The 22,356-nt window shown below is 71.7% G+C and carries 19 protein-coding genes; 13 read left to right on the forward strand and 6 right to left on the reverse strand.

Annotated features, from left to right (window positions below; translation table 11 throughout):
• Nucleotides 1-21: 21 nt before the first annotated feature.
• Together SJY07_RS16335 and cls are read left to right on the forward strand one after the other, a co-directional pair.
• Nucleotides 22-618, forward strand: a complete 597-nt coding sequence (locus SJY07_RS16335) for a TetR/AcrR family transcriptional regulator (protein WP_380160516.1) — start codon at nucleotides 22-24, stop codon at nucleotides 616-618.
• Nucleotides 615-2,066, forward strand: a complete 1,452-nt coding sequence (cls, locus tag SJY07_RS16340) for a cardiolipin synthase (protein WP_328293173.1) — start codon at nucleotides 615-617, stop codon at nucleotides 2,064-2,066. Before SJY07_RS16335 ends, cls begins: the two co-directional genes overlap by 4 nt.
• Nucleotides 2,067-2,158: 92 nt before the next feature.
• Here cls and aroC read toward each other — a convergent pair whose 3' ends face one another.
• The 3 genes from aroC to SJY07_RS16355 form a co-directional block, all read right to left on the reverse strand.
• Nucleotides 2,159-3,394 carry a chorismate synthase gene (gene aroC, locus SJY07_RS16345; protein ID WP_380160517.1) on the reverse strand — a complete coding sequence of 412 codons (1,236 nt, stop codon included), beginning with the start codon at nucleotides 3,392-3,394 and terminating at the stop codon, nucleotides 2,159-2,161.
• A gap of 85 nt (nucleotides 3,395-3,479) precedes the next feature.
• Nucleotides 3,480-3,956, reverse strand: a complete 477-nt coding sequence (locus SJY07_RS16350) for an Lrp/AsnC family transcriptional regulator (protein WP_328293171.1) — start codon at nucleotides 3,954-3,956, stop codon at nucleotides 3,480-3,482.
• A 93-nt stretch (nucleotides 3,957-4,049) separates the two neighbouring features.
• Entirely contained in the window at nucleotides 4,050-4,721 is a 672-nt protein-coding gene (locus SJY07_RS16355; protein ID WP_328293170.1) for a GntR family transcriptional regulator, read from the reverse strand.
• Between the two features lie 154 nt (nucleotides 4,722-4,875).
• Here SJY07_RS16355 and SJY07_RS16360 point away from each other — a divergent pair, with 154 nt between their 5' ends.
• The 7 genes from SJY07_RS16360 to purU all read left to right on the forward strand — a co-directional run bounded on the left by SJY07_RS16360 (nucleotide 4,876) and on the right by purU (nucleotide 14,003).
• Entirely contained in the window at nucleotides 4,876-5,616 is a 741-nt protein-coding gene (locus tag SJY07_RS16360) for an IclR family transcriptional regulator (RefSeq protein WP_380162366.1), read from the forward strand.
• A gap of 95 nt (nucleotides 5,617-5,711) precedes the next feature.
• On the forward strand, nucleotides 5,712-6,992 hold the full coding sequence (locus SJY07_RS16365; RefSeq protein ID WP_380160520.1) for a sarcosine oxidase subunit beta family protein: 1,281 nt from the start codon (nucleotides 5,712-5,714) through the stop codon (nucleotides 6,990-6,992).
• 11 nt (nucleotides 6,993-7,003) lie between these two features.
• Nucleotides 7,004-7,273, forward strand: a complete 270-nt coding sequence (locus tag SJY07_RS16370; RefSeq protein ID WP_328293167.1) for a sarcosine oxidase subunit delta — start codon at nucleotides 7,004-7,006, stop codon at nucleotides 7,271-7,273.
• A gap of 8 nt (nucleotides 7,274-7,281) precedes the next feature.
• Nucleotides 7,282-10,128 (forward strand): glycine cleavage T C-terminal barrel domain-containing protein, encoded by a 2,847-nt coding sequence (locus SJY07_RS16375; RefSeq protein WP_380162368.1) that lies wholly within the window; start codon nucleotides 7,282-7,284, stop codon nucleotides 10,126-10,128.
• On the forward strand, nucleotides 10,118-10,705 hold the full coding sequence (locus tag SJY07_RS16380; protein ID WP_380160522.1) for a sarcosine oxidase subunit gamma: 588 nt from the start codon (nucleotides 10,118-10,120) through the stop codon (nucleotides 10,703-10,705). Before SJY07_RS16375 ends, SJY07_RS16380 begins: the two co-directional genes overlap by 11 nt.
• 2 nt (nucleotides 10,706-10,707) lie before the next feature.
• Entirely contained in the window at nucleotides 10,708-13,164 is a 2,457-nt protein-coding gene (locus tag SJY07_RS16385; RefSeq protein WP_328293164.1) for an FAD-dependent oxidoreductase, read from the forward strand.
• Nucleotides 13,161-14,003: a formyltetrahydrofolate deformylase gene (gene purU, locus SJY07_RS16390; RefSeq protein WP_328293163.1), complete on the forward strand. Its 843-nt coding sequence runs from the start codon at nucleotides 13,161-13,163 to the stop codon at nucleotides 14,001-14,003. The genes SJY07_RS16385 and purU overlap by 4 nt, the downstream gene beginning before the upstream one ends.
• A 6-nt stretch (nucleotides 14,004-14,009) precedes the next feature.
• Here the strand turns inward: purU and SJY07_RS16395 are convergent, their stop codons facing one another.
• Nucleotides 14,010-14,348, reverse strand: a complete 339-nt coding sequence (locus SJY07_RS16395) for a bifunctional 3-phenylpropionate/cinnamic acid dioxygenase ferredoxin subunit (protein ID WP_328293162.1) — start codon at nucleotides 14,346-14,348, stop codon at nucleotides 14,010-14,012.
• A gap of 81 nt (nucleotides 14,349-14,429) precedes the next feature.
• Between SJY07_RS16395 and SJY07_RS16400 the strand changes: the two genes are divergently transcribed.
• The 3 genes from SJY07_RS16400 to SJY07_RS16410 are packed head-to-tail and all read left to right on the forward strand — an operon-like array spanning nucleotide 14,430 to nucleotide 19,091.
• A complete protein-coding gene (locus SJY07_RS16400) occupies nucleotides 14,430-15,902 on the forward strand; it encodes an aldehyde dehydrogenase family protein (protein WP_380160524.1) in 1,473 nt (490 codons plus the stop codon).
• A gap of 22 nt (nucleotides 15,903-15,924) precedes the next feature.
• Nucleotides 15,925-17,502 carry an APC family permease gene (locus SJY07_RS16405; protein WP_380160526.1) on the forward strand — a complete coding sequence of 526 codons (1,578 nt, stop codon included), beginning with the start codon at nucleotides 15,925-15,927 and terminating at the stop codon, nucleotides 17,500-17,502.
• A complete protein-coding gene (locus SJY07_RS16410; protein WP_380160528.1) occupies nucleotides 17,499-19,091 on the forward strand; it encodes a GMC family oxidoreductase in 1,593 nt (530 codons plus the stop codon). Before SJY07_RS16405 ends, SJY07_RS16410 begins: the two co-directional genes overlap by 4 nt.
• Here SJY07_RS16410 and SJY07_RS16415 read toward each other — a convergent pair.
• Nucleotides 19,075-19,578: an SRPBCC family protein gene (locus SJY07_RS16415; RefSeq protein ID WP_380160530.1), complete on the reverse strand. Its 504-nt coding sequence runs from the start codon at nucleotides 19,576-19,578 to the stop codon at nucleotides 19,075-19,077. The genes SJY07_RS16410 and SJY07_RS16415 overlap by 17 nt on opposite strands.
• A gap of 158 nt (nucleotides 19,579-19,736) precedes the next feature.
• Between SJY07_RS16415 and SJY07_RS16420 the strand changes: the two genes are divergently transcribed.
• Nucleotides 19,737-21,347: a BCCT family transporter gene (locus tag SJY07_RS16420; protein WP_328293157.1), complete on the forward strand. Its 1,611-nt coding sequence runs from the start codon at nucleotides 19,737-19,739 to the stop codon at nucleotides 21,345-21,347.
• Nucleotides 21,348-21,380: 33 nt separating this feature from the next.
• Here the strand turns inward: SJY07_RS16420 and SJY07_RS16425 are convergent, their stop codons facing one another.
• Nucleotides 21,381-22,163: an IclR family transcriptional regulator gene (locus tag SJY07_RS16425; RefSeq protein ID WP_328293156.1), complete on the reverse strand. Its 783-nt coding sequence runs from the start codon at nucleotides 22,161-22,163 to the stop codon at nucleotides 21,381-21,383.
• Nucleotides 22,164-22,356 lie beyond the last annotated feature (193 nt).

Below are 22,356 nucleotides of genomic sequence, written 5' to 3' on the forward strand. Positions count from 1 at the left end.
ACGGTGACGGGCGGGAGATCGATGACGGCGACGGTCGGCGACGGACGTCCGCCGGGGCCCGGTCGGACCCGCCTGCACGAGGCGGCGCTGCGGTTGTTCGCGGAGCACGGCATCAGCGGCACGTCGTTGCAGATGATCGCCGACGAGATGGGCGTCACCAAGGCCGCGGTGTACCACCACTACAAGACCAAGGACGAACTCGTCGTCGGGGTGGTCGCGCCCTTCCTCGACCGCGTGCTCGAGATCGTCGAGGCGGCCCGGGCTCGGCGGGGTCGTCGGGCGCAGGTCGAGACCGCCCTCACGGGTCTCGTGGACCTCATCGTCGCGGTCCGCCGGATCTACGTCGTCGCGGCGGTCGACCCGGTGTTCGCGCACCTGCAGGAGCACCACCCGCGCATGCGCGAGATCGGTGAGGAACTGCGCGAACTGCTCGCCGGCCCGGACGCCGACGACGAGCGGCGGGTGGCGACGGTGTTCTTCCTGACCGGGATGGTCGGCCCGCTGGGCGACGAGACGTGCCGGGACATCCCGGACGACGCCCTGCGCGGGATGCTGATGGACATCGGTCGACGCTTCCTGCTGCCGCGCAGGGCCTCCCGGGTGGTGAGGTGCCGGTGAGCCTGATCGCGATCCTCAGCGAGGCCCTCGTGGTCCTCGACTACGTCGTGAAGGTGGTAGCGGTCGGAACCGTTCCCGAGAACCGAAAACCCGGCTCTTCCTCGGCCTGGCTGCTGCTCATCCTCTTCCTGCCGATCGTCGGACTGCCGCTGTTCCTGCTGCTGGGCAGCCCCTACGTCACGGGCCGCCGGCACCGGCTGCAGCAGCAGGTGAACCAGGTCATCGCCGAACGCGTCGAGAACCTCCCCTCGCTGCCGCCGGGTCTGGTGGCCGACGCGCACCTCGCCTCGCTGCTCGGGCTGAACCGCCGGCTCACCTCGCTGCCCTGCGTCTCCGGCGACCACCGGCGGCTGCTGCCGGACGGGGAGTTCGTCGGTGCGCTCGCGGCGGCCGTCGCGACCGCCGAGCGCAGCGTGCACGTCGAGTTCTACATCGCGGCCCTCGACGCCACGACGGAACCCTTCTTCGACGCCCTGCGCGACGCCGTCGCGCGCGGGGTGACGGTGCGTTTCCTCTACGACCACCTCGGGTCGCGCAAGTACCCCGGTCACACCCGCATGAACGAGCGGCTCACCGCCGACGGGGTCGAGTGGCACCGCATGATGCCGATCGACCCGTTGCGCGGCCGGTGGCGTCGCCCGGACCTGCGCAACCACCGCAAGCTCGTCGTGGTCGACGGCCGGACGGGTTTCGTCGGTTCCCAGAACCTCATCGACCCGGGCTACCTCGTCCGCAAGAACGTCCGCGCCGGGCGACGCTGGGTCGACCTGAACGTGGAACTCACGGGGTTCGTCGTCCAGTCGCTGGAGTCGGTGTTCGCGACGGACTGGCTCGCCGAGACGGGGGAGACGCTGGTGCAGGCGGACGCCGTGGGGCCGGAACCGTCCGGCGGCTCCACGGGTGCCTTCCAGGTCGTCCCCTCGGGTCCGGGGTTCCCGACGGAACCGAACCTGCGGATGTTCTCCGCGCTGATCCACGCCGCGACCCGTTCGGTCTCCGTCGTCAGCCCCTACTTCATCCCCGATGACGGTCTGGAGCAGGCCATCACGACCGCGGCCTACCGGGGCGTCGACGTCGAGCTCTTCGTGTCCGAGAAGGCGGACCAGTTCATGGTCCACCACGCGCAGCGGTCGTACTACACGACCCTGCTCGACGCCGGGGTCCGGATCCACATGCTGCCGTTCCCCGCCGTCCTGCACAGCAAGGTGCTGGTCGTGGACGGCGAACGGGCCGTCATCGGGTCCAGCAACATGGACATGCGCTCGTTCAGCCTCGACTACGAGGTGTCGCTGCTCGGCCTGGAACCCGCGTTCGTCGGGGAACTCACCGCGAAGGTCTCGGAGTACCGCGAACGGTCCCGGGAACTCACGCCGGCGGAGTGGTCGCAGCGACCCCTCCGCCAGCGCTACCTCGACAACGTCATGCGCCTCACCGCCGCGTTGCAGTGAGAGACCGGCCCGCCCGTCCCCGGCCACTCCTGGGAAGGTTTCCACCCTTCACGACGTGAGGTGGGGTGGAAACCTTCCCAGGAGTCGGTCGATCAGGCGCCGGCGACGTGGATCTTCAGGCCGTCGAGGTAGGACGCGACGTTCGCGCGCACCTGCTCGACGTTGTCGCCGCCGAACTTCTCCAGCACCGCGTCGGCGAGCACGAGCGCCACCATGGCCTCGGCGACGACACCTGCCGCGGGGACCGCGCAGACGTCGGAACGCTGCGCGATCGCCTGCGCCGCACCGCCGGAGGAGGTGTCGACGGTGTCCAGGGCGCGCGGGACGGTCGAGATGGGTTTCATCGCGGCGCGGACCCGGAGGACCTCGCCGTTGGTCATCCCGCCCTCGATGCCGCCGGCCCGGTCGGTGCGGCGGCGGACGGTCATGCCCTCTGCGCCGTCCCCGCCGTCGGTGCGCTCGATCTCGTCGTGCGCCGCGGAACCGCGGCGGCGGGCGGTCTCGAAACCGTCGCCGACCTCGACGCCCTTGATGGCCTGGATGCCCATGAGCACCGCGGCGAGACGCGCGTCGAGCTTGCGGTCCCAGTGCACGTAGGACCCGAGGCCCGGCGGTAGGTCGTGCACCACGACCTCGACGACCCCGCCGAGGGTGTCGCCCTCGGTGTGGGCCAGGTCGATCTCGGCAACCATCGCCGCGCTGGTCGCGGGGTCCACGCAGCGGACCGGGTCCGCGTCGATGACGTCCCGCTGCCCGCGGGCGGGGACGACGCCGGCCGGGGCGGCCACGGTGCCCAGCGACACCACGTGCGAGACGACCTCGGCCCCGACGGTCTGGGCCAGGAAGGCGCGGGCGACCTCGCCGAGCGCGACACGGGTCGCGGTCTCGCGGGCCGAGGCGCGTTCCAGCACCGGCCGGGCGTCGTCGAAGCCGTACTTCTGCATGCCGGTGAGGTCGGCGTGACCCGGGCGCGGCCGGGTCAGGGGGGCGGAACGGCCCCGGGCCGGCAGCCGGCCCGGCTCGTCGTAGCGGCGGCCCTCGGCGTCGACCGGGTCCGCGGCCATGACCTCCGACCAGCGCGGCCACTCGGTGTTGCCGATGCGCAGCGCGATCGGACCGCCCTGGGTGACCCCGTGGCGGATGCCGCCGATGACCTCGAGCTCGTCCTGCTCGAAGCCCATCCGGGCACCGCGGCCGTGGCCGAGGCGGCGACGGGCGAGCGCCGCGCGGATCTGGGCGCTGTCGACCTCCACCCCCGCGGGGAGGCCTTCGAGGATCCCCGCGAGCGCGGGTCCGTGGGATTCACCTGAGGTCAGCCAGCGCAGCACGCGCCTGATTCTGCCGCACCGGGGGGCCCCGACCTCGCCGCGAGGGGGGTCGGGGGGCCCGGGAACGGCCGGGTGGCGCCGCCGATCAGTCGGCGAGATCGCTCAGCAGCGGGTCGATCCGGTAGGGCACGAGTTCGCGCATGGCCAGGGAGGTCCGGGTCCGGACGACCCCGGGGATGGACAGCAGCCCCTGTCCCACCCGGTAGAGGTCGTCGGCGTCGCGGGCCACGACCCGGCACATGAGGTCACCGTCACCGGTGATGCCGTGCACCTCGAGGACCTCGGGGGTGTCCTTGAGCCGGCGCAGGGTGTCGTCCTGCTGCCCCTGGTGGATCTCGATCATGACGAACGCGGAGACCGAGAACCCCAGCGCGGCGGGGGCGAGCCGCCGGGAGAAGCGGTGCAGGACACCGTCGGCCTCGAGGCGTTCGAGGTGCGCCTGGACCGTGCCCCGGGCCAGACCCAGCTGGCGCGAGAGGCCCAGCACGGTCGCGCGGGGATCCTCGTCCAGGGCGAGGAGGATCCGGGCATCGATGGTGTCGAGACGGCGCACGGGTGACATCTTGGCGCATGGGAGGCCGTGCTCGACGAGCAATGTGCCCACTCGATCGTGTCTCCGGTGCGTTTTGTGGTCGGAGCGGGTGGTGCGCGGCGTTCAGAGGACGCCGCGCACGGTCTCCTCGAAGCCCGTGACGTGCTCGTGGGCCAGTCGCGCCGCCTCGTCGGCGTCGCCCGCGACGATCGCCTCCAGCAGGGCCACGTGCTCACCGACGTGTCCGGCGAAGGTCGGGAGCCGGTCCAGGACGAGGCACCAGATCCGCGTCGCGAGGTTGTCGTGGCGGACGAGGACGTCCGCGAGGTAGGCGTTCCCGCAGTGCCGGTAGATGCTGCGGTGGACCTCGACGTCGTGACGCATGAGTTCGCGCTGGGTCAGCGTCCCGCCGTCGACCTCGGCGTGCAGGCCGGCGACGGTGCGGGCGAGTTCGCGCAGCTCCGAGCGCGCGGCCGCACCCGCCCGCCGGGCCGCACCGGCGGCGGCCAGGGGTTCCAGGGCGCGGCGGATCTCGGAGATCTGGCCCAGGTCCGTCATGTCCACGGTGGTCGCGAACGTGCCCCGGCGGGGGTAGGCGACGACGAGGCGGTCGGCCTCGAGGCGTTTGAACGCCTCGCGCACCGGTGTCCGTCCGACGCCGAACTCCTTGGCGAGGGCGTCGTCGTGGAGTGGCTCACCGGGTCTGATGTCGAGGACGAGCAGACGGTCGCGCAACCGCTCGTAGGCCTGGTCGGCCAGCGACGGGGCCGGCTCCAGCGAGGTCTCCGCACTCACGGCAGCATCCTAGGCGGCTGCCCGTGGACTGGTACGTCAGTCCGCCGGCAGCGCGTCCCGCTCGGGCGGTGGCCCGGCGACCCGTTTGAGACCATGTCGGCGTGAGGACCACGTGAAGGACATCTCCGGTGGCGACGCACCGCGCACCTCGCCGGTGCAGTCCGTCGACCGGGCCGTCACGATCCTCGAGGTCCTCGCCGAGCTCGGGGAGTCCGGGGTCACCGAGATCTCCCAGCGCCTCGACGTCCACAAGTCGACGGCGTTCCGGCTGGTGACCGCGCTGGAGGGCCGGGGGCTGGTCGAGCAGGTCGGGGACCGCGGCAAGTACCGGCTCGGGATGGCCGTCGTCCGCCTCGCCGGTGCCGTCGCCGACCAGTTGGACGTCACGCGCCGGGCCCGTCCGGCGTGTGAGGAACTGGCCGCCGCCACCGGGGAGACCGTGAACGTCGCCGTCGCCGACGGTGACGCGGCGATCAACGTCGACCAGGTCCGGGGCGCGTCCTCCGTGGTGACCCACAACTGGGTGGGGGAACGCACGCCGTTGCACGCGACGTCGAGCGGGAAGGTCCTGATGGCGTTCTGCCCGCCGGTCCGCTCGGCCGGTCTGTCCGGCCGGTTGCGCCGCTTCACCGACGCCACCCTCGTCCGTCGCCGTGACCTCGAGGAGGTCCTCGACAAGATCGCCGTCGACGGGTACGCGACGACGTTGGAGGAGCTCGAGGTCGGGCTCCACGCCGTGGCCGCGCCGGTGCACGGCCCCGACGGGACGGTCGTCGCGGCCATCAGCGTCTCCGGTCCGGCCTACCGCCTCACCACGGAACGGCTGCTCGAGGTCGTCCCCGCCGTCGTGGAGGCGGCCGCCAGGGCGTCGCACGCCCTCGGTGGGCGTCCGTGAGGGCTGCACTCGTCCCTTGACGTCGTTCACGGCTCACCCCTAGGCTCGTCGACGACTGATATACCAGTCGTCGAGACCCTGACGGAGACGAGCCGATGACCACAGTGGACGCCTTCTCGCGCGACCCGGGTGACGCCGTTCCCCACCCCCCGCGCACCCCGGGGGCGGACCTGCCGGAGCACCCGGACTTCCTGTGGCGCAACCCCGAGCCGAAGGCGTCCTACGACGTGGTGATCGTCGGCGGTGGTGGGCACGGGCTGGCGACGGCGCACTACCTGGCCAAGAACCACGGGATCACCAACGTCGCGGTGCTCGAGAAGGGCTGGCTGGCGGGCGGGAACATGGCCCGCAACACCACGCTGATCCGCTCGAACTACCTGTGGGACGAGTCGGCGGGGATCTACGAGCACTCGCTCAAGCTGTGGGAGGGTCTCGAGGAGGACCTCGGCTACCCCATCCTCTTCAGCCAGCGCGGGGTGCTGAACCTGGCGCACACGCTGCAGGACGTGCGGGACTCGGTGCGCCGGGTCGAGGCGAACAAGCTCCAGGGCGTGGACGCGGAGTGGCTGGACGCGGACGAGGTCCGCAAGGTCTGCCCGATCGTGAACACCTCCCAGGACATCCGCTACCCGGTGCTCGGGGCGACCTACCAGCCGCGGGCGGGGATCGCGAAGCACGACTACGTGGCGTGGGGTCTGGCGCGACGGGCGGACGAGGCCGGGATCGACATCATCCAGAACTGCGAGGTGACGGGTTTCCGCACCGACGGCGACCGGGTCACGGGCGTGCGCACCACGCGCGGCGACATCGCGTGCGGCAAGGTCGCGCTGACGGCGGCGGGGAACACGTCGGTGCTGACGGACCTGCTGGGTTTCCGGGTGCCGATCCAGTCGCACCCGTTGCAGGCGCTGGTGTCGGAACTGCTGGAGCCGGTCCACCCGACGATCGTCATGTCCAACGCCGTGCACGTGTACGTCTCCCAGGCCCACAAGGGCGAACTGGTGATGGGAGCCGGGGTGGACTCCTACAACGGCTACGGGCAGCGGGGCGCGTTCCACATCATCGAGCGCCAGATGGCGGCGGCCGTGGAGTTGTTCCCGGTCTTCGCCCGCGCCCACCTGCTGCGGACGTGGGGCGGGATCGTGGACGTGACCCCCGACGCGTCGCCCATCGTGGGCAAGACCCCGTTCGAGAACGTCTACCTGAACTGCGGCTGGGGGACGGGTGGTTTCAAGGCGACGCCGGGGGTGGGTTCGGTGTTCGCGCACACGGTCGCGCACGACGAGCCGCACCCGTTGAACGCGGCGTTCTCGCTGGACCGCTTCGTGTCCGGTCGCCTGGTCGACGAGCACGGCGCTGCCGCCGTGGCGCACTGAGGGAGGTCGTCGTGCAACTCATCGAGTGCCCGTGGTGCGGGCCGCGCGAAGAGGTGGAGTTCCACTACGGGGGCCAGGCGCACGTCGCCTACCCCGAGGTCCCCGCCGAGACGAGCGACGAGGCGTGGGCGGAGTACCTGTTCTTCCGCGACAACACGAAGGGGTCGTTCGCGGAACGGTGGTCGCACAGCGCGGGGTGCCGGCGCTGGTTCAACGCCGTCCGGGACACCACCACCTACCAGTTCACGACGGTCTACCGCGTCGGGGAGAGGGCCTCGTGAACACCACCATCACCCAACCGTTCCGCACCCCGACCGGGGGCCGCGTCGACCGCGACCGGACGCTCGAGTTCACCTTCGCCGGCCAGACCCTGACGGGGCACCCCGGCGACACCCTGGCCTCGGCGCTGCTCGCGCACGGCATCCACCAGACCGGCACGAGCATCCGCCTCGGCCGCCCCCGGGGGATCGGCGCGGCCTGGGCCGAGGACCCGGGCAGCCTCGTCCAGGTCGAGGAACCCTTCCCCGAGCCGATGCTGCTGGCCAGCACCCTGGAACTCTTCGACGGGCTGGTGGCCCGGGGCATCCCCGGCCAGGGCAAGCTCGCCGAGGTCCCCGACTCCGCCCACTACGACCGTTCGCACCTGCACGTCGACGTCCTCGTCGTCGGGGCGGGGCCGGCCGGTCTCGTCGCCGCCCTGACCGCGGCCCGCACCGGCGCCCGCGTCGCGATCGTCGACGAGCAGTCCGAGGCGGGTGGCGCGTTGCTCGGCGGTACCGACGTCCTCGACGGTGCCCCGGCGACGGAGTGGGTCGCGGCGGTCGTCGCCGAACTCGCGGGGTTCGCCGACGTCACCCACCTGCAGCGGACGACGGCGTTCGGCGTCTACGACGACGGTTTCGTCCTCGCCGTCGAGCGCCGCACCGACCACCTCGGCGCGTCCGCCCCCCGGAACCTGTCGCGGCAACGGGTCTGGCGCATCCGGGCCGAACACGTCGTCGTCGCCACCGGCGCGCACGAACGCCCCGTCGTGTTCGCCGACAACGACCGACCGGGCACGATGCTCGCCGGGTCCGCCCGGACCTACCTGCACCGCTACGGCGTCCTCGCCGGGAGCCGGGGCGTCGTGTTCACCACCAACGACAGCGCCTACGCCGCCGCGTTCGACCTCGCCGCCGCCGGGGTTCCCGCGACCGTCGTCGACGTGCGGGCGACGGTGTCCGAGCACCTGCTCCGCACCGCCGCGGCGCTCGGGGTCGAGGTCCTCCCGGACTCCGTCGTGCACGGGACCACCGGGGTGCAGCGCGTCACCGGGGCGTCGGTCTCGGGTGCGGCGGGCGAGCGGGAACTCGCCTGCGACCTGCTGCTGGTCAGCGGCGGCTGGAACCCCGCGGTCCACCTCTTCAGCCAGGCCCGCGGCCGGTTGCACTTCGACCCCGTGCTGGGGGCGTTCCTGCCCGCCGACGAGGTCCGCGGCATGACCGTCGCCGGGGCCGCGAACGGCACCCTCGACCTCGCCGGAACCCTGGCCCGGGGTCGGGACGCCGCGGTGACCGTGCTGACGAACCTCGGTCTCGACCTGGCGTCCCCGCCGGCGTTGCCCGAGGTCGCCCCCGAACCCCTCCCGGCCGACCCGGCGCTGCTCTGGCGGGTCGAGGGTCCGCCCGAGCGGCAGTTCGTCGACGTGCAGCGCGACGCCACCGTCGCCGACGTCCACCGGGCCGTCGGCGCCGGGATGCGCTCGCCCGAGCACGTGAAGCGCTACACCACGATCGGTACCGCGCACGACCAGGGGAAGACCTCGGGAATCCTCACCTCCGGCATCCTCGCGGAACTGCTGGGAGCCGGTCCGGACGCCGTCGGCACCACGACGTTCCGCCCGCCCTACACGCCGGTCGGCTTCGCGACCCTGGCCGGACGGGAACGCGGCCGGTTGTTCGACCCCGAACGCACCGGCGCCGTCCACGCGTGGCACGTCGCCGCCGGTGCGGTGTTCGAGGACGTCGGGCAGTGGAAGCGACCGCGCTACTACCCCCGCCCGGGGGAGGACGTGGAGACGGCCGTCCTGCGCGAGTGCGCCGCCGTCCGGACCTCGGTGGGCATCCTCGACGGTTCCACGCTCGGCAAGATCGACGTCTCGGGTGCCGACGCGGGCGAGTTCCTGGACCTGCTCTACACCAACCTCATGAGCTCGCTGAAGGTCGGCCGCGCCCGCTACGGCGTCATGTGCGGCCCCGACGGCATGGTCCTCGACGACGGCACCGTCCTGCGGCTGGCCGACGACCGCTTCCTCGTCTACACGACCACGGGCGGGGCCGCGAAGGTCCTGGACTGGATGGAGGAGTGGCTGCAGACCGAGTGGCCGCACCTGCGGGTGCACCTCACCTCGGTGACGGAACAGTTCTCGACCTTCCCCGTCGTCGGACCGCGCTCGCGCGACGTGATCGCCGCCGTGTTCGGGATCGACGCCTCCGCCGAGGCCTTCGGGTTCATGACCTGGATCGACGTCGAGTTCGAGGGTGTCCCGGTCCGGCTCTCGCGCATCAGCTTCTCGGGGGAACTGGCCTGGGAGGTCAACGTCGCGGGCTGGTACGCGGCCCCGGTCTGGGAACGTCTCGTCGCGGCCGGCCGGGAGTTCGGCATCACCCCCTACGGCACCGAGACGATGCACGTCCTGCGGGCCGAGAAGGGGTACCCCATCATCGGTCAGGACACCGACGGCACGGTGACCCCGCACGACCTCGGCCTCGGGTGGGCCGTGTCGAAGAAGAAGGTCGACTTCCTCGGCAAGCGGTCCTTCAGCCGGGCGGAGAACCTGGACCCGCTGCGCAAGCAGCTGGTGGGTCTGCTGCCCGAGGACGCCGAGACGGTGCTGCCGGAGGGTTCCCAGATCGTCGAGCTCGTCCCCGGTGGTGTGCTCGGGGAACTGCCCGCACCGCCGGTCCCGATGCTCGGGCACGTGACGTCCAGCTACCGCAGCGCGTTCCTCAGCCGGCCGTTCGCGCTGGCCCTGGTCAAGGGCGGGCACGCGCGGACCGGTGAACGCCTCAGCGTCCCGGTGAACGGTTCGCTGGTGACCGTCGAAGTCACCTCCGCCGTCCTCGTCGACCCCGAAGGAGCCCGTCGTGACGGTTGAGACCCTCCCGCGCAGCCACGCCCTGTCCGCCCGCGCCGACCTGACGGAACGCACCGGCGGTCTCGTCACCGTCGAGGAGTTCCAGACGGGGGTGTCGCTGCGGGTCCCGCCGGGGCCCGGGGCCGCTGTCGTCGCCGGGATCCTCGGCGCGGACCTCCCGGTGAAGAACAACACCTGGACGTGCACCGAGAGGGGACGCGCCGTGTGGCTCGGCCCCGACGAGTGGCTGGTCACGGAACCCGCGGTGTCCGCCCGCGGCGGCCTCGACCTGGAGACGACCCTGCGCACCGCGGTGGCCCCGTTCGGGGGGACGGCCGTCGACGTCTCCGCCCAGCGGGTCGGTCTGCGGCTCGCCGGTCCGCACGCCCGGGCGGTGCTGGCCAAGGGCTGCTCGATCGACGTCCACCCCCGCAGCTTCGCCCCGAACGCCTGCGCCCAGACGACGCTGGGTCAGGCCGGCGTGGTCCTGCTCTCGCTGGGCAGCACCGGCGATGCGTTCACCCTCCTCGTCCGGTCGTCGTTCGCGGGGTACCTCGCCGACTGGCTGGTCGACGCCACCCTCGAGTTCAGGAGCTGACCGTGACCGATCCCCGAGTGGTGATCATCGGCGCCGGCATCGTCGGCGCCAACCTCGCCGACGAACTCGCCCTGCGCGGCTGGACCGACGTCACGGTCCTCGACCAGGGACCGCTCCCGCTGACCGGGGGTTCCACCTCGCACGCGCCGGGCCTGGTGTTCCAGGCGAACGCCTCGCGCACCATGACCGAACTCGCCCGCTACACCCGGGACAAGTTCTCCGGCCTCGACGTCGACGGCGCCTGGTGCTTCAACCCCGTCGGCGGTCTCGAGGTCGCCACGACGCCGGAACGCCTCGCCGAGATCGAGCGCCGGCTCGGGTGGTTGCAGGGCAGCGGCGTGGGGGCGGAGGTCCTCTCTCCCGCCGAGTGCGTCGCGAAGCACCCGCTGCTCGACCGGGAACAGGTCCTCGGCGGGTTGTACGTGCCGACCGACGGTCTGGCCAAGGCTCCGCGGGCGGTGACGGCGCTGATCCGGCGGGCGTCGGCGGCCGGCGTGGAGTTCCGCGGAGGAGTGCGCGTCCTCGGCGTCGAGCAGTCCGGTGGCCGGGTCACCGGCGTCACCACCACCGACGGCCTGGTCCCCGCCGACGTCGTCGTGTCCGCCGCCGGGTTCTGGGGACCGGCGATCGGCGCGATGGTCGGGATGCGCGTCCCGCTGCTGCCGCTGGCCCACCAGTACGCCAGGACCGGTCAGGTCGAGGAACTCGTCGGGCGCAACTCCGAGCTGCAGGAGGCCGGGTTGCCCATCCTGCGCCACCAGGACAGGGACCTCTACTACCGCGAGCACGGCGACCGCGTCGGCATCGGCTCCTACGCGCACCGGCCGATGCCCGTCTCGCTCACCGACCTCGACGAGGACGGCGAGGTCACCGCCACGTCCATGCCGTCGATGCAGCCGTTCACCGAGGAGGACTTCGCGCCCTCCTGGGAGGACACCCTGACGCTGCTCCCCGCGCTGGCCCGGACCAAGGTCGAGGAGGGGTTCAACGGGATCTTCTCCTTCACCCCCGACGGCGGCTCGCTGGTCGGGGAGTCCCGCGAGGTCGCGGGGTTCTTCGTCGCCGAGGCCGTCTGGGTCACGCACTCCGCCGGCGTCGCGCGGGCCGTGGCCGAACTCCTCGTCGACGGCCGGAGTTCGGTCGACCTGCACGCCCTCGACGTCCACCGGTTCGAGGACGTCCAGCTCGACCCCGGCTACGTCAGCGAGACCGCGCAGCAGAACTTCGTCGAGGTCTACGACATCCTGCACCCGTTGCAGCCCCGGCAGTCCCCGCGCGACCTGCGGGTCTCGCCCTTCCACGCGCGCGAGCAGGCTCTGGGCGCGTTCTTCCTCGAGGCGGGCGGGTGGGAACGCCCGCACTGGTACGAGGCGAACGCTTCGCTGCTGGAGCAATTGCCGGCGGAGTGGGTCCCGCCGGTCCGGGAACCCTGGGCCGCTCAGTTCCACTCACCCATCGCGGCCGTGGAGGCGTGGAAGACCCGCACCGCCGTCGCGATGTACGACATGACCCCGCTCAAGCGGGTCGTCGTCTCCGGCCCCGGCGCGGTGGAGTTCCTCGAACGCCTGACGACGTCGAAGATGGACAAGTCGATCGGGTCCGTCACCTACACGTTGTTCCTCGACCCCGCCGGCGGCGTGCGCAGCGACGTCACGGTCGCCCGGCTCGGCGCGGAGGAGTTCCAGATCGGCATCAACTCCGGGGCCGACGTCGCCCACCTCGAACGGGAGGCCCCTGCGGGCGTCTCGGTGCGGGACACCACCGGGGGCACCTGCTGCATCGGGTTGTGGGGCCCGCTGGCCCGCGACGTCATCGAGCGGGTCTCCGCCGACGACTTCTCCAACGACGCGCTGAAGTACTTCCGGGCAAAGGCGGCGACCGTCGGCGGGGTTCCGGTCACCGCGATGCGGCTGTCCTACGTCGGCGAGCTGGGCTGGGAGATCTACACCAGCGCCGAGCACGGCGCCCGGTTGTGGGACGCGCTGTGGAGCGCCGGTCAGGACTCCGGGATCGTCGCCGCCGGGCGGGCCGCCTTCAACAGCCTCCGGCTCGAGAAGGGCTACCGGTCGTGGGGGACCGACATGACCACTGAGCACAACCCCTACGAGGCCGGGGTGGGTTTCGCCGTCCGGTCCCCGCTGGACAGCTTCACCGGGGGCCCCGCGCTCGCCGGGGTGTCCGCGGACACGGTGCAGCGCAGGCTGACCTGCCTCACCGTCGACGACGGTTCATCCGTCGTGCTGGGGGGTGAGCCCGTGTCGGTGGGTGGCGCCGTCGCCGGCTACGTCACCAGCGCCGCGTTCGGCCACACCGTCGGGCGGCCGATCGCCTACGCCTGGTTGCCCGCGTCCCTGCAGGTCGGTGACGGCGTCGAGATCTCGTACTTCGGACGGCCGGTCGCGGCGAGCGTCGCGGCCGAACCCCTCGTCGACCCCGGGATGGAGAAGATCCGCGGATGAACGTCCCCCGCACCCTGACGTTGAGTTGTCCCCAGCGTCCGGGCATCGTGCACGCCGTCAGCTCGTTCCTGTTCTCGCACGGCTGCGACATCGTCGAGCACCAGCAGTTCGACGACCGGACCAGCGGGAAGCTCTACTCGCGGACGGCGTTCTCGGGGGAGACGTGCATCAGCGACCTGGAGGCCGAGTTCGCGCCGGTGGCGGCGGAGTACGGGATGGAGTTCTCCCTCGCCGGGGAACGTCCCACCCGCATCCTGGTGATGGTCTCCAAGATGGGGCACTGCCTCAACGACCTCGTCTTCCGCTGGCGTTCGGGCAGCCTCGGCGGCGAGATCGTCGCCGTCGTGTCCAACCACGAGGACCTGCGGCCGATGGCCGAGGCCGCGGGTCTGCCCTTCCACCACGTCCCGGTCACCGCGGCGACGAAACCCCGGGCCGAGGCGCGGCTGCTGGAACTCGTCGAGGAGCACGAGGCCGACCTCGTCGTCCTGGCCCGCTACATGCAGGTCCTCTCCGACGACGCGTGCCGGTCCCTGCACGGGCGGGCCATCAACATCCACCACTCGTTCCTGCCGGGTTTCAAGGGCGCCAAGCCCTACCACCAGGCCTTCGACCGCGGGGTGAAGCTCGTCGGGGCCACGGCCCACTACGTGACCCCCGACCTCGACGAGGGTCCGATCATCGAGCAGGAGGTCATCCGCATCGACCACACCCACGACCCGGTCGCCCTGGCCACGGTGGGCCGGGACGCCGAGGCGCTGGCGCTGTCCCGCGCGGTGAAGTGGCACTGCCAGCAGCGCGTCCTGCTCAACGGCCACTCCACCGTCGTCTTCCGCTAGACCCCGTCAGTTCGGACGCGGCGTCCCGACCTCGACCACGACCTCCCCGTCGACGACCTCGACGAGGTGCGTCCGCACCGGGGTGAGGGCGGGTGGGCTCCACGGCACCCCGGTGCGCAGGTCGAAGGCCGATGCGTGCCGGGGGCACTCCACCGCGCAGTCCTCGACCCAGCCCTCGGCCAGGGATTCGTCGGCGTGGGTGCAGGTGTCGTCGATGGCGAAGAGTTCGCCGTCGACGTTGAAGACCGAGACGGGCGCGGTGAGTTCGGGGCGGTCGAGCCGCACCACCTCACCGGGGGGCAGGGCGGCCAACGGGCAGGCCACCACCCGGGTTCCAGCAGACATCTGGTGTTCCTCCTTGCACGCGATCACTTCCAGCTGGGATGGTCCCACCCGGACGCCCACCCCACACCTGAGGAGGACCCAGTGCCTGAACTCTTCGTCGCCGGTGAGTGGCGCTCGGCCCTGGCCGGGGAGACGCGCGAGGTCGTCAACCCCTACGACGGCCGGACCTTCACCGTGGTGGACGAAGCCGGCGCTGCCGACGCGGAGGCCGCCGTCCTCGCCGCCCGGGCCGCCTTCGACGAGGGCACCTGGCCCTCGACGCCCGTCGCCGAGCGCGCGGCCCTGCTGGAGCGCACCGCGGACCTGCTGCAGCGCGACCGCGAGGAGATCGCCCACACCGAGACCCTGGACACCGGCAAGACGCTGGCCGAGGCCCGCATCGACGTCGACGACGTCACGGCGGTGTTCCGGTACTACGCCCGGGAAGCCCTCGTCGAGGTCGACCGCACGGTGGACACGGGCCGCGACGACGTCCTCAGCCGGGTCGTGCACCACCCCGTCGGCGTCTGCAGCCTCATCGCGCCCTGGAACTACCCGCTGCTGCAGATGTCGTGGAAGGTCGCCCCGGCGCTCGTGGCGGGCAACACGGTGGTCCTCAAACCCAGCGAGGTCACCCCGCTGAGCACGGTCCACCTGGTGAAGCTGCTCGCCGAGGCGGGGGTTCCCGACGGGGTCGTGAACCTGGTCCTGGGCGGCGGCGCCGCGGTGGGGCCCACGCTGACCAGCCACCCCGCCGTCGACCTCGTCTCCTTCACCGGTGGGCTCGCGACCGGTCGCGGGATCCTCAAAACCGCCGCCGACACCGTGAAGCGGGTGACCGTCGAACTCGGCGGCAAGAACCCGAACATCGTCTTCGCCGACGTCGACCTCGAGGTCGCGGTCGACACCGTCCTGACCGGGGTGTTCCTGCACTCCGGGCAGGTCTGCTCCTCGGGGACCCGGCTGATCGTCGAGGAGTCGATCGCCGACGACCTCGTCGCGGGGGTGGTCGAACGGGCCCGGCGCATCCGCTTCGGCAGCGGCCTGGTCGACGGGGTCGAGAGCGGACCGCTGGTCTCGGCCCAGCACCGCGAGAAGGTGGAGGCCTACGTCGCGCTGGGCCTGGAGGAGGGCGCGACGCTCCTGACCGGTGGCCGGCGCCCCGACGACCCGGACCTGCAGCGGGGTTTCTTCTACGAACCGACCGTGTTCGACGGGTGCGACCGCTCGATGCGGATCGTGCAGGAGGAGACGTTCGGTCCGATCCTCACCGTCGAGAGGTTCCGCACCGAGGCCGAGGCGGTCGCGCTGGGCAACGACACCACCTACGGTCTCGCCGGCGCGGTGCAGACCCTCGACGCCGACCGCGGTGACCGGGTGGCGGCCGCCCTCAAGCACGGCACCATCTGGATCAACGACTTCGGTCCCTACGTCCCGCAGGCCGAGTGGGGCGGCCAGCGCATGTCCGGCAACGGCCGGGAGCTCGGGCCGTCCGGCCTGGCGGAGTACCGCGAGAGCAAGCACGTGTGGCGCAACACGCGACCCGCAGCCCCGGGTTGGTTCACGGCTTCCTGACCTTCGAGCACACGGAGACACGATGACGACGAGTGGGGCAACCAGCAGCACGACGGATTCGCACGGTCTCGACGAGTACGGGTACAAACCCGGGCTCGAACGCAGCATCGGTTCCTTCGCCAGCTTCGCCGCGGGCGTCAGCTACATCTCGATCCTCACGGGCACGTTCCAGCTCTTCTACTTCGGGTTCGGCACCGCGGGGCCGAGGTACCTGTGGTCCTGGCCCATCGTCTTCGTCGGTCAGCTCATGGTGGCGCTGTGCTTCGCCGAGCTCTCCAGCCGCTACAGCGTCGCGGGGTCGCTGTACAACTGGACGAAGCGCCTCGCGTCGCCGACCGTCGCCTGGGCCGCGGGCTGGACGATGCTCGTCGCCTCGATCGTGACCCTCGCCGCCGTCGTCCTCGCGGTGCAGCTGACGCTGCCGCAGCTGTGGTCGGGCTTCCAGTTCTTCGGGGACGGTTCGGACCCGACGGACTACGCGCTGAACGCCGTCGTCCTCGGGGGGATCGTCGTCGTGTTCACGACGATGGTCAACGCCTTCGGCGTCAAGCTGATGTCGCGCATCAACTCGACCGGGGTGTTCCTCGAACTCATCGCGGCCGTCGTCATCATCGTCCTGCTGGCCGTCCACGTGACCCGCGGTCCCGGCGTCGTGCTGGAGACCCGCGGCGTCGGGGTCGACCACAGCGGCGGCTACTTCGGCGCGTTCCTGGTGGCGGCGCTGGCGTCGGGGTACGTCATGTACGGGTTCGACACCGCCAGTTCGCTGGGCGAGGAGACCAAGGACCCGCGGCGCACCGCTCCCAAGGCCGTGCTGCGCGCGGTGGTCGCCTCGTTCGTGCTCGGCGGGCTGATCCTGCTGCTGGGACTCATGGCCGTCCCCGACGTCGACGACCCGGAACTCGCGTCCGCGACGGGCGGGTTGCAGCACCTGGTGCTGGCGACCGTGGGGTCCGGTTTCGGCAAGCCGTTCCTGGTCTGCGTCGTCATCGCCGTCCTGGTCTGCTCCCTCGCCGTGCACACCGCCACCATCCGGATGATGTTCGCGATGGCCCGCGACAACAACCTGCCGGCGGGGGAGAAGCTCGCCCGGATCAGCCCGCGGTACAAGACCCCCGTCGTGCCGGCCGTCGTCGTCGGTGTCATCGCCATCGTGATCCTCGTCGTGAACGTCGGCCAGCCGCAGATCTTCCTGGTCCTCACCAGCCTCGCGGTCGGCATGATCTACCTGGCCTACCTGCTGGTGACGATCCCGTTGCTGGTCGCGCGGTTGCAGGGCCGCTGGCCCGTGCCCATGCCGGACGGGTCGAAGGCCCCGTTCTCGCTGGGGAGGTGGGGCCTGCCGGTCAACGTCGTCGCCGTCCTCTGGGGCCTGGGCATGATGGTCAACCTGCTCTGGCCGCGCGGGGAGGTCTACAACCCCGCGGCACCGTTCCACTGGTACCTCAAGTGGGGCGCGCTGCTGTTCATCGCCGTCGTCCTGGGCGGCGGTGTCCTCTACTACCGGTTGCGGTTGCGGCACCACTCCGGGGTCCTCGCCAGCCACGCGAGCGAGGTCGCCCTCCCGGGGGAGCCCGCGACGAAGGAAGGGATGCAGTGAGCGAGTTCAGCGACCTGGGCGAGTTCGACTACGTCGTCGCCGGTGGGGGGACGGCCGGGTGCGTCGTCGCGGCCCGGCTCTCCGAGGACCCCGACGTCACCGTCTGCGTCCTCGAGGCCGGACCGAGCGACGTGGACGACCCCAACATCCTCGTGCTGGCGGACTGGATGCACCTGCTGGACTCCGGCTACGACTGGGACTACCCCGTCGAACCGCAGGAGAACGGCAACAGCTTCCTGCGCCACGCCCGGGCGAAGGTCCTCGGGGGATGCTCCTCGCACAACTCCTGCATCGCCTTCCACCCCCCGGCGGAGGGTCTGGACGCCTGGGCGGCCCTGGGCTGCACCGGGTGGGGGGCCGCCGACGTCCTGCCGCTGGTCCGCCGGCTGGAGGACAACGCCGCCGCCGCGCCGCACCACGGCACCGACGGTCCCGTCCGGCTCCGCGACGTCCCACCGCTCGACCCGTGCGGCGTCGCCCTGCTCGAGGCCGCCGCCGCGGCGGGGTTGCCGACGGTGCGGTTCAACCGGGGCGAGACCGTGCGCCAGGGGGCGGGCTGGTTCCAGATCAACTCCGGGGAGGACGGCTCGCGCATGTCCTCCTCGCACGCCTACCTGCACCCGGTCATGGCGTCGCGGCCCAACCTCACCGTGAAGACCGGGTACTGGGTCGAGAAGGTCGTCGTCGAGCCCGGCGAGGACGGGGCCCTGCGGGCGAGCGGGGTGCAGTTCCTCGCCCCCGACCTCGTCCACCACGGCACGGTCACGGCGCGGCGCGAGGTCGTGCTCTCGGCGGGGTCGATCGACACCCCGAAACTGCTCATGCTCTCCGGCGTCGGGCCCGCGGCCCAGTTGAAGGAGTTCGGTCTCGACGTCCTCGTCGACTCCCCGGGGGTGGGGGAGAACCTCGACGACCACGTCGAGGGTCTGGTCTTCTGGGACGCGCTGCAGCCCATGGTGACGAGTTCGTCGCAGTGGTGGGAGATCGGGCTCTTCGCGACGACCGGGCTCGCCGACCCGGCGACGGGGGTCCCGGACCTGATGATGCACTACGGCTCGGTGCCCTTCGACATGAACACCGTGCGGTGGGGCTACCCCACGACGGACAACGGGTTCTGCCTCACCCCGAACGTCACCCAGGGCCGGTCCCGGGGGACGGTGCGGTTGCGTTCGCGCGACTTCCGGGACCGGGCCAGGGTCGACCCCCGGTACTTCACCGATCCCGAGGGGCACGACCTCGCGGTCATGACCGCCGGGATCCGGCTGGCCCGGAGGATCGTCGAGCAGGCCGAGATGGCCGGGTGGGCCGGGGCGGAACTCGCCCCGGGCCGGGACGTGGTGACCGACGACGAGATCGCCGACTACGTGAAGAAGACCCACAACACCGTCTACCACCCCAGCGCGAGCGCGAAGATGGGTCCGGACTCCGACCCGATGGCGGTCTGCGACCCGCAACTGCGGGTGCGCGGGGTGCGGGGCCTGCGGATCGCCGACGGGTCGATCATGCCGTTCCTGCCGGCCGTCAACCCGAACATCACGACGATGGCCATCGGCGAGAAGTGCGCCGACCTGCTCAGGGCCGCCCGCTGACCTCCTGCGTCTCCACCGCGGCGGCGAGACGCTCGAGGGTGCGGCGCAGCGCGTCCTCGGGGATCCGCGGGAAGGTGATCCGGGCCAGCAGGGCCGGATCGGTGACCCGCGACCAGTCGTAGGTGTGCGTCACCCGGACCCGGCCGGGGCCGAGGGGTTCCAGGGCCCAGCTCCACCACAACCCGGTCGGGTGCTTCCCGGGGCGGGCGGTCTCCCAGGTCAGCAACGCGTCCGGGACGAACTCGACGACGAGGTTCTCGGTCTCGTAGTCCGACACCTCGGGGTGCCCGAGGGCGGTCTGGTCCATGGACATCACGAACACCTGACCGGTACCGGTGAGCACGGAGGTGCCCGCCGCCGCCCGCACGGTGTCCGAGCCGTCGATCTTGGGGTGGCGGCGCGGGTCGGCGAGCAGGGCGAACACCGTCCGCGCGTCCGCGGCGACCTCACGGGTGACGACCGTCTGCTGCGCTGCGTTCTCCGTCATGCCGTGACGGTAGTGGACGTGCGTCCCGTGTTTCGGGGGTGTTGGATCGATGTTCCGTTCTCGTGAACCTGTTGCTCATCGCGCAACAGCGGTCCTAGGCTGCGAAGGCTCCACTCCCACCCACGGGTGCCCGCACCCCCCTCCGGAGAGGACCCTGCATGGCGATCGACCCAGGGGTCAGCGAGAAGCACTCCAAGCTCCCCCTCGACAAGCCCGTCCTGCTCGTCTCACTGGCCGTGCTGGCGATCCTGCTGGTGATCGGCGTCGTCGTCCCCGACCAGCTCGCGTCCGGCAGTGGCGCGGTCCTGAGCTGGATCACCACCAACCTCGGCTGGGCCTTCGTGATCGGCGCCACCGGCTTCGTGGTCTTCGCCCTGGTCCTGGCCTTCAGCAAGGTCGGCAGGATCCGCCTCGGCCGCGACGACGAGCGCCCCGAGCACTCGCGCGCCTCGTGGATCGCGATGATGTTCTCCGCCGGGATGGGCATCGGGCTGATGTTCTACGGCGTCACCGAACCGGTGACCCACCTCATGACCCCGCCCGAGGCCGGCGTCGCGGCCGGTACGAACGCGGCCGCCGACACGGCGATGAGCTACACGCTCTTCCACTGGGGTCTGCACCCGTGGGCCATCTACGCCGTCGTGGGCCTGGCCCTGGCGTACTCCAGCTACCGCAAGGGCCGGACCGGTGGCTTCTCGGCCGTGTTCGCGCCCCTGCTGCGCGGTCCGCGGGCCAAGGGCGCGGCCCGGGCCATCGACGTCCTGGCGATCTTCGCGACGATCTTCGGGTCCGCGGTCAGCCTCGGCCTGGGGGCGGCCCAGATCAACGGCGGCCTCTCCGAGGTCTTCGGTGCCGGCAGCGGGACGAGCTGGCAGGTCGGCATCATCGTCGTCCTGACCGTCTGCTTCGTCATCAGCGCCATCAGCGGCATCGAGAAGGGCGTCAAGATCCTCTCGAACACCAACATGGTGCTCGCCGGGCTGCTCCTGCTGTTCCTGTTCGTCGTCGGACCGACGGTGTTCATCCTCAACCTCATGCCCAACGCGGCCGGCGACTACCTCGCCGCACTGCCGGCGATGTCGGTGCGCACCGGCGCCTACGGCGGCGGCGACTGGCTGTCCGGCTGGACGATCTTCTACTGGGCCTGGTGGATCTCGTGGACGCCCTTCGTCGGGGCGTTCCTGGCCAAGATCTCCCGCGGCCGCACGATTCGTGAGTTCGTCGTCGGCGTCATGCTCATCCCGACCCTGGTCAGCCTGATCTGGTTCTCGGTGTTCGGCGGCACGGCCATCCACGAGCAGCTGACCGGGGCGCTCGACGTCCTCGCCGGCGACTCGCAGGAGACCCAGATGTTCGCGCTGCTCCAGCAGTTCCCGCTGGCCACGGCGACCTCGATCCTGGTCGTGGTGCTGGTGGCGATCTTCTTCGTCTCCGGGGCCGACGCGGCGAGCATCGTGATGGCCTCGCTCTGCAGCTTCGGCGACGACGAACCCCGTCGGTGGCTCACCGCGATGTGGGGCGCGCTGACCGGTGTGGTGGCGATCGTCCTGCTCTACGCGGGCGGGCTGCAGGCGCTGCAGAACGTCACGATCATCGCGGCGACACCGTTCCTCGTCGTCATGGTCTTCATGTGCGTGGCGATCGTGAAGGACATCCGCAGCGACGGCATGATGCGCCCGGTCTCCGGCCCGACGCTGCGGGTCCCGGACACCGCGGTGCACCTCAACGGTGTCGACCGGCAGGTGGTCGAGGTCCCCGCCGGGGAGTGAGCGGAGCGACCCCCGTCCCCGTCGGGACGGGGGTCAGCCCGGTTTCAGGTGGCCGAGGCGCCAGGAGATCCGGGCGGCGGCGTCGAGCAGCGGCTCGCAGAACCCCGGCAGCGTGTCGGGGTTCACCCGGTAGCTGGGGCCGCCGACGGTGAGGGCGCCCACGACGGCGTCGTCGGCGTTGCGCAGGGGAGCGGCGATCACCACGAGCCCGAGTTCGTGCTCCTCGACCACGCTGGCCCACCCGCGGGTGCGGACCTCGTCCAGTTGCGCGCGCAGGGCGGAGGGGGCGGTGACGGTGGCCTCGGTGAACCGGGGGAGCCCGCGGCGCAGGACGACCTTCAGCTCCTCCGGGGTCATGGCGGCGAGGAACACCTTGCCGGCGGCGGTGGCGTGCAGGGGGCCCCGTCGGCCCACCCAGTCCGAACTGCTCACGATGGACCCACCCGCGGCCTGGTCCACGGTGGTGACCTCCAGACCGTCGCTCACGACGACGTTCACGGTCTCGCCCACCGTCGCCGCCAGTTCCTGGGCGAGGGGACGGGCCGAGGCCGCGACGTCGATCCCGCCGACGGCGCCGGCGGCGAGCCAGCGGACGGTCTGGCCCAGGCGGTACCGGCCGCGGTCGCCGTCCTGCTCGACCAGGCCGCGGGCCTCCAGCGTGGACAGCAACCGGAAGACCGTCGACTTGTGCACGCCGACGTCGCTCGAGAGTTCCGTCACCCCGGCGGCGCCCCGCCGGGCGAGGGCCTGGAGCAGGGAGACGGCCCGGTCGACGGACTGCACGGTGGAGTCACGGGGGCCGTTGCGGGGAGACACCCGCAGACCCTACCCACCCGCCGTGCGGGTTACGGCCGTGCTTCGTCCAAACCCGTTGCCGCCGCTGGCTTCGGGGCCTGCGGCGCGGCGCGCCGGGAGTGCTTGACACGCGGTTCGCGCCATCCCAGACTTGTTCCGCGATGGGGCACTGTTCCGCAGGGCGGAACACAGTTCACGACAGGCACGAGGCGCA

It is taken from the genome of Kineococcus sp. R86509, from assembly GCF_042466365.1.
GTDB lineage: Bacteria > Actinomycetota > Actinomycetes > Actinomycetales > Kineococcaceae > Kineococcus.

What these genes read in the sequence shown, in the direction of transcription:
- purU (WP_328293163.1), top strand. Translation starts at nt 13,161, where the DNA reads ATGAACGTCCCCCGCACCCTGACGTTGAGTTGTCCCCAGCGTCCGGGC.
- SJY07_RS16335 (WP_380160516.1), top strand. Translation starts at nt 22, where the DNA reads ATGACGGCGACGGTCGGCGACGGACGTCCGCCGGGGCCCGGTCGGACC.
- SJY07_RS16415 (WP_380160530.1), bottom strand. Translation starts at nt 19,578, where the DNA reads ATGACGGAGAACGCAGCGCAGCAGACGGTCGTCACCCGTGAGGTCGCC.
- SJY07_RS16405 (WP_380160526.1), top strand. Translation starts at nt 15,925, where the DNA reads ATGACGACGAGTGGGGCAACCAGCAGCACGACGGATTCGCACGGTCTC.
- SJY07_RS16420 (WP_328293157.1), top strand. Translation starts at nt 19,737, where the DNA reads ATGGCGATCGACCCAGGGGTCAGCGAGAAGCACTCCAAGCTCCCCCTC.
- SJY07_RS16395 (WP_328293162.1), bottom strand. Translation starts at nt 14,348, where the DNA reads ATGTCTGCTGGAACCCGGGTGGTGGCCTGCCCGTTGGCCGCCCTGCCC.
- SJY07_RS16365 (WP_380160520.1), top strand. Translation starts at nt 5,712, where the DNA reads ATGACCACAGTGGACGCCTTCTCGCGCGACCCGGGTGACGCCGTTCCC.
- SJY07_RS16350 (WP_328293171.1), bottom strand. Translation starts at nt 3,956, where the DNA reads ATGTCACCCGTGCGCCGTCTCGACACCATCGATGCCCGGATCCTCCTC.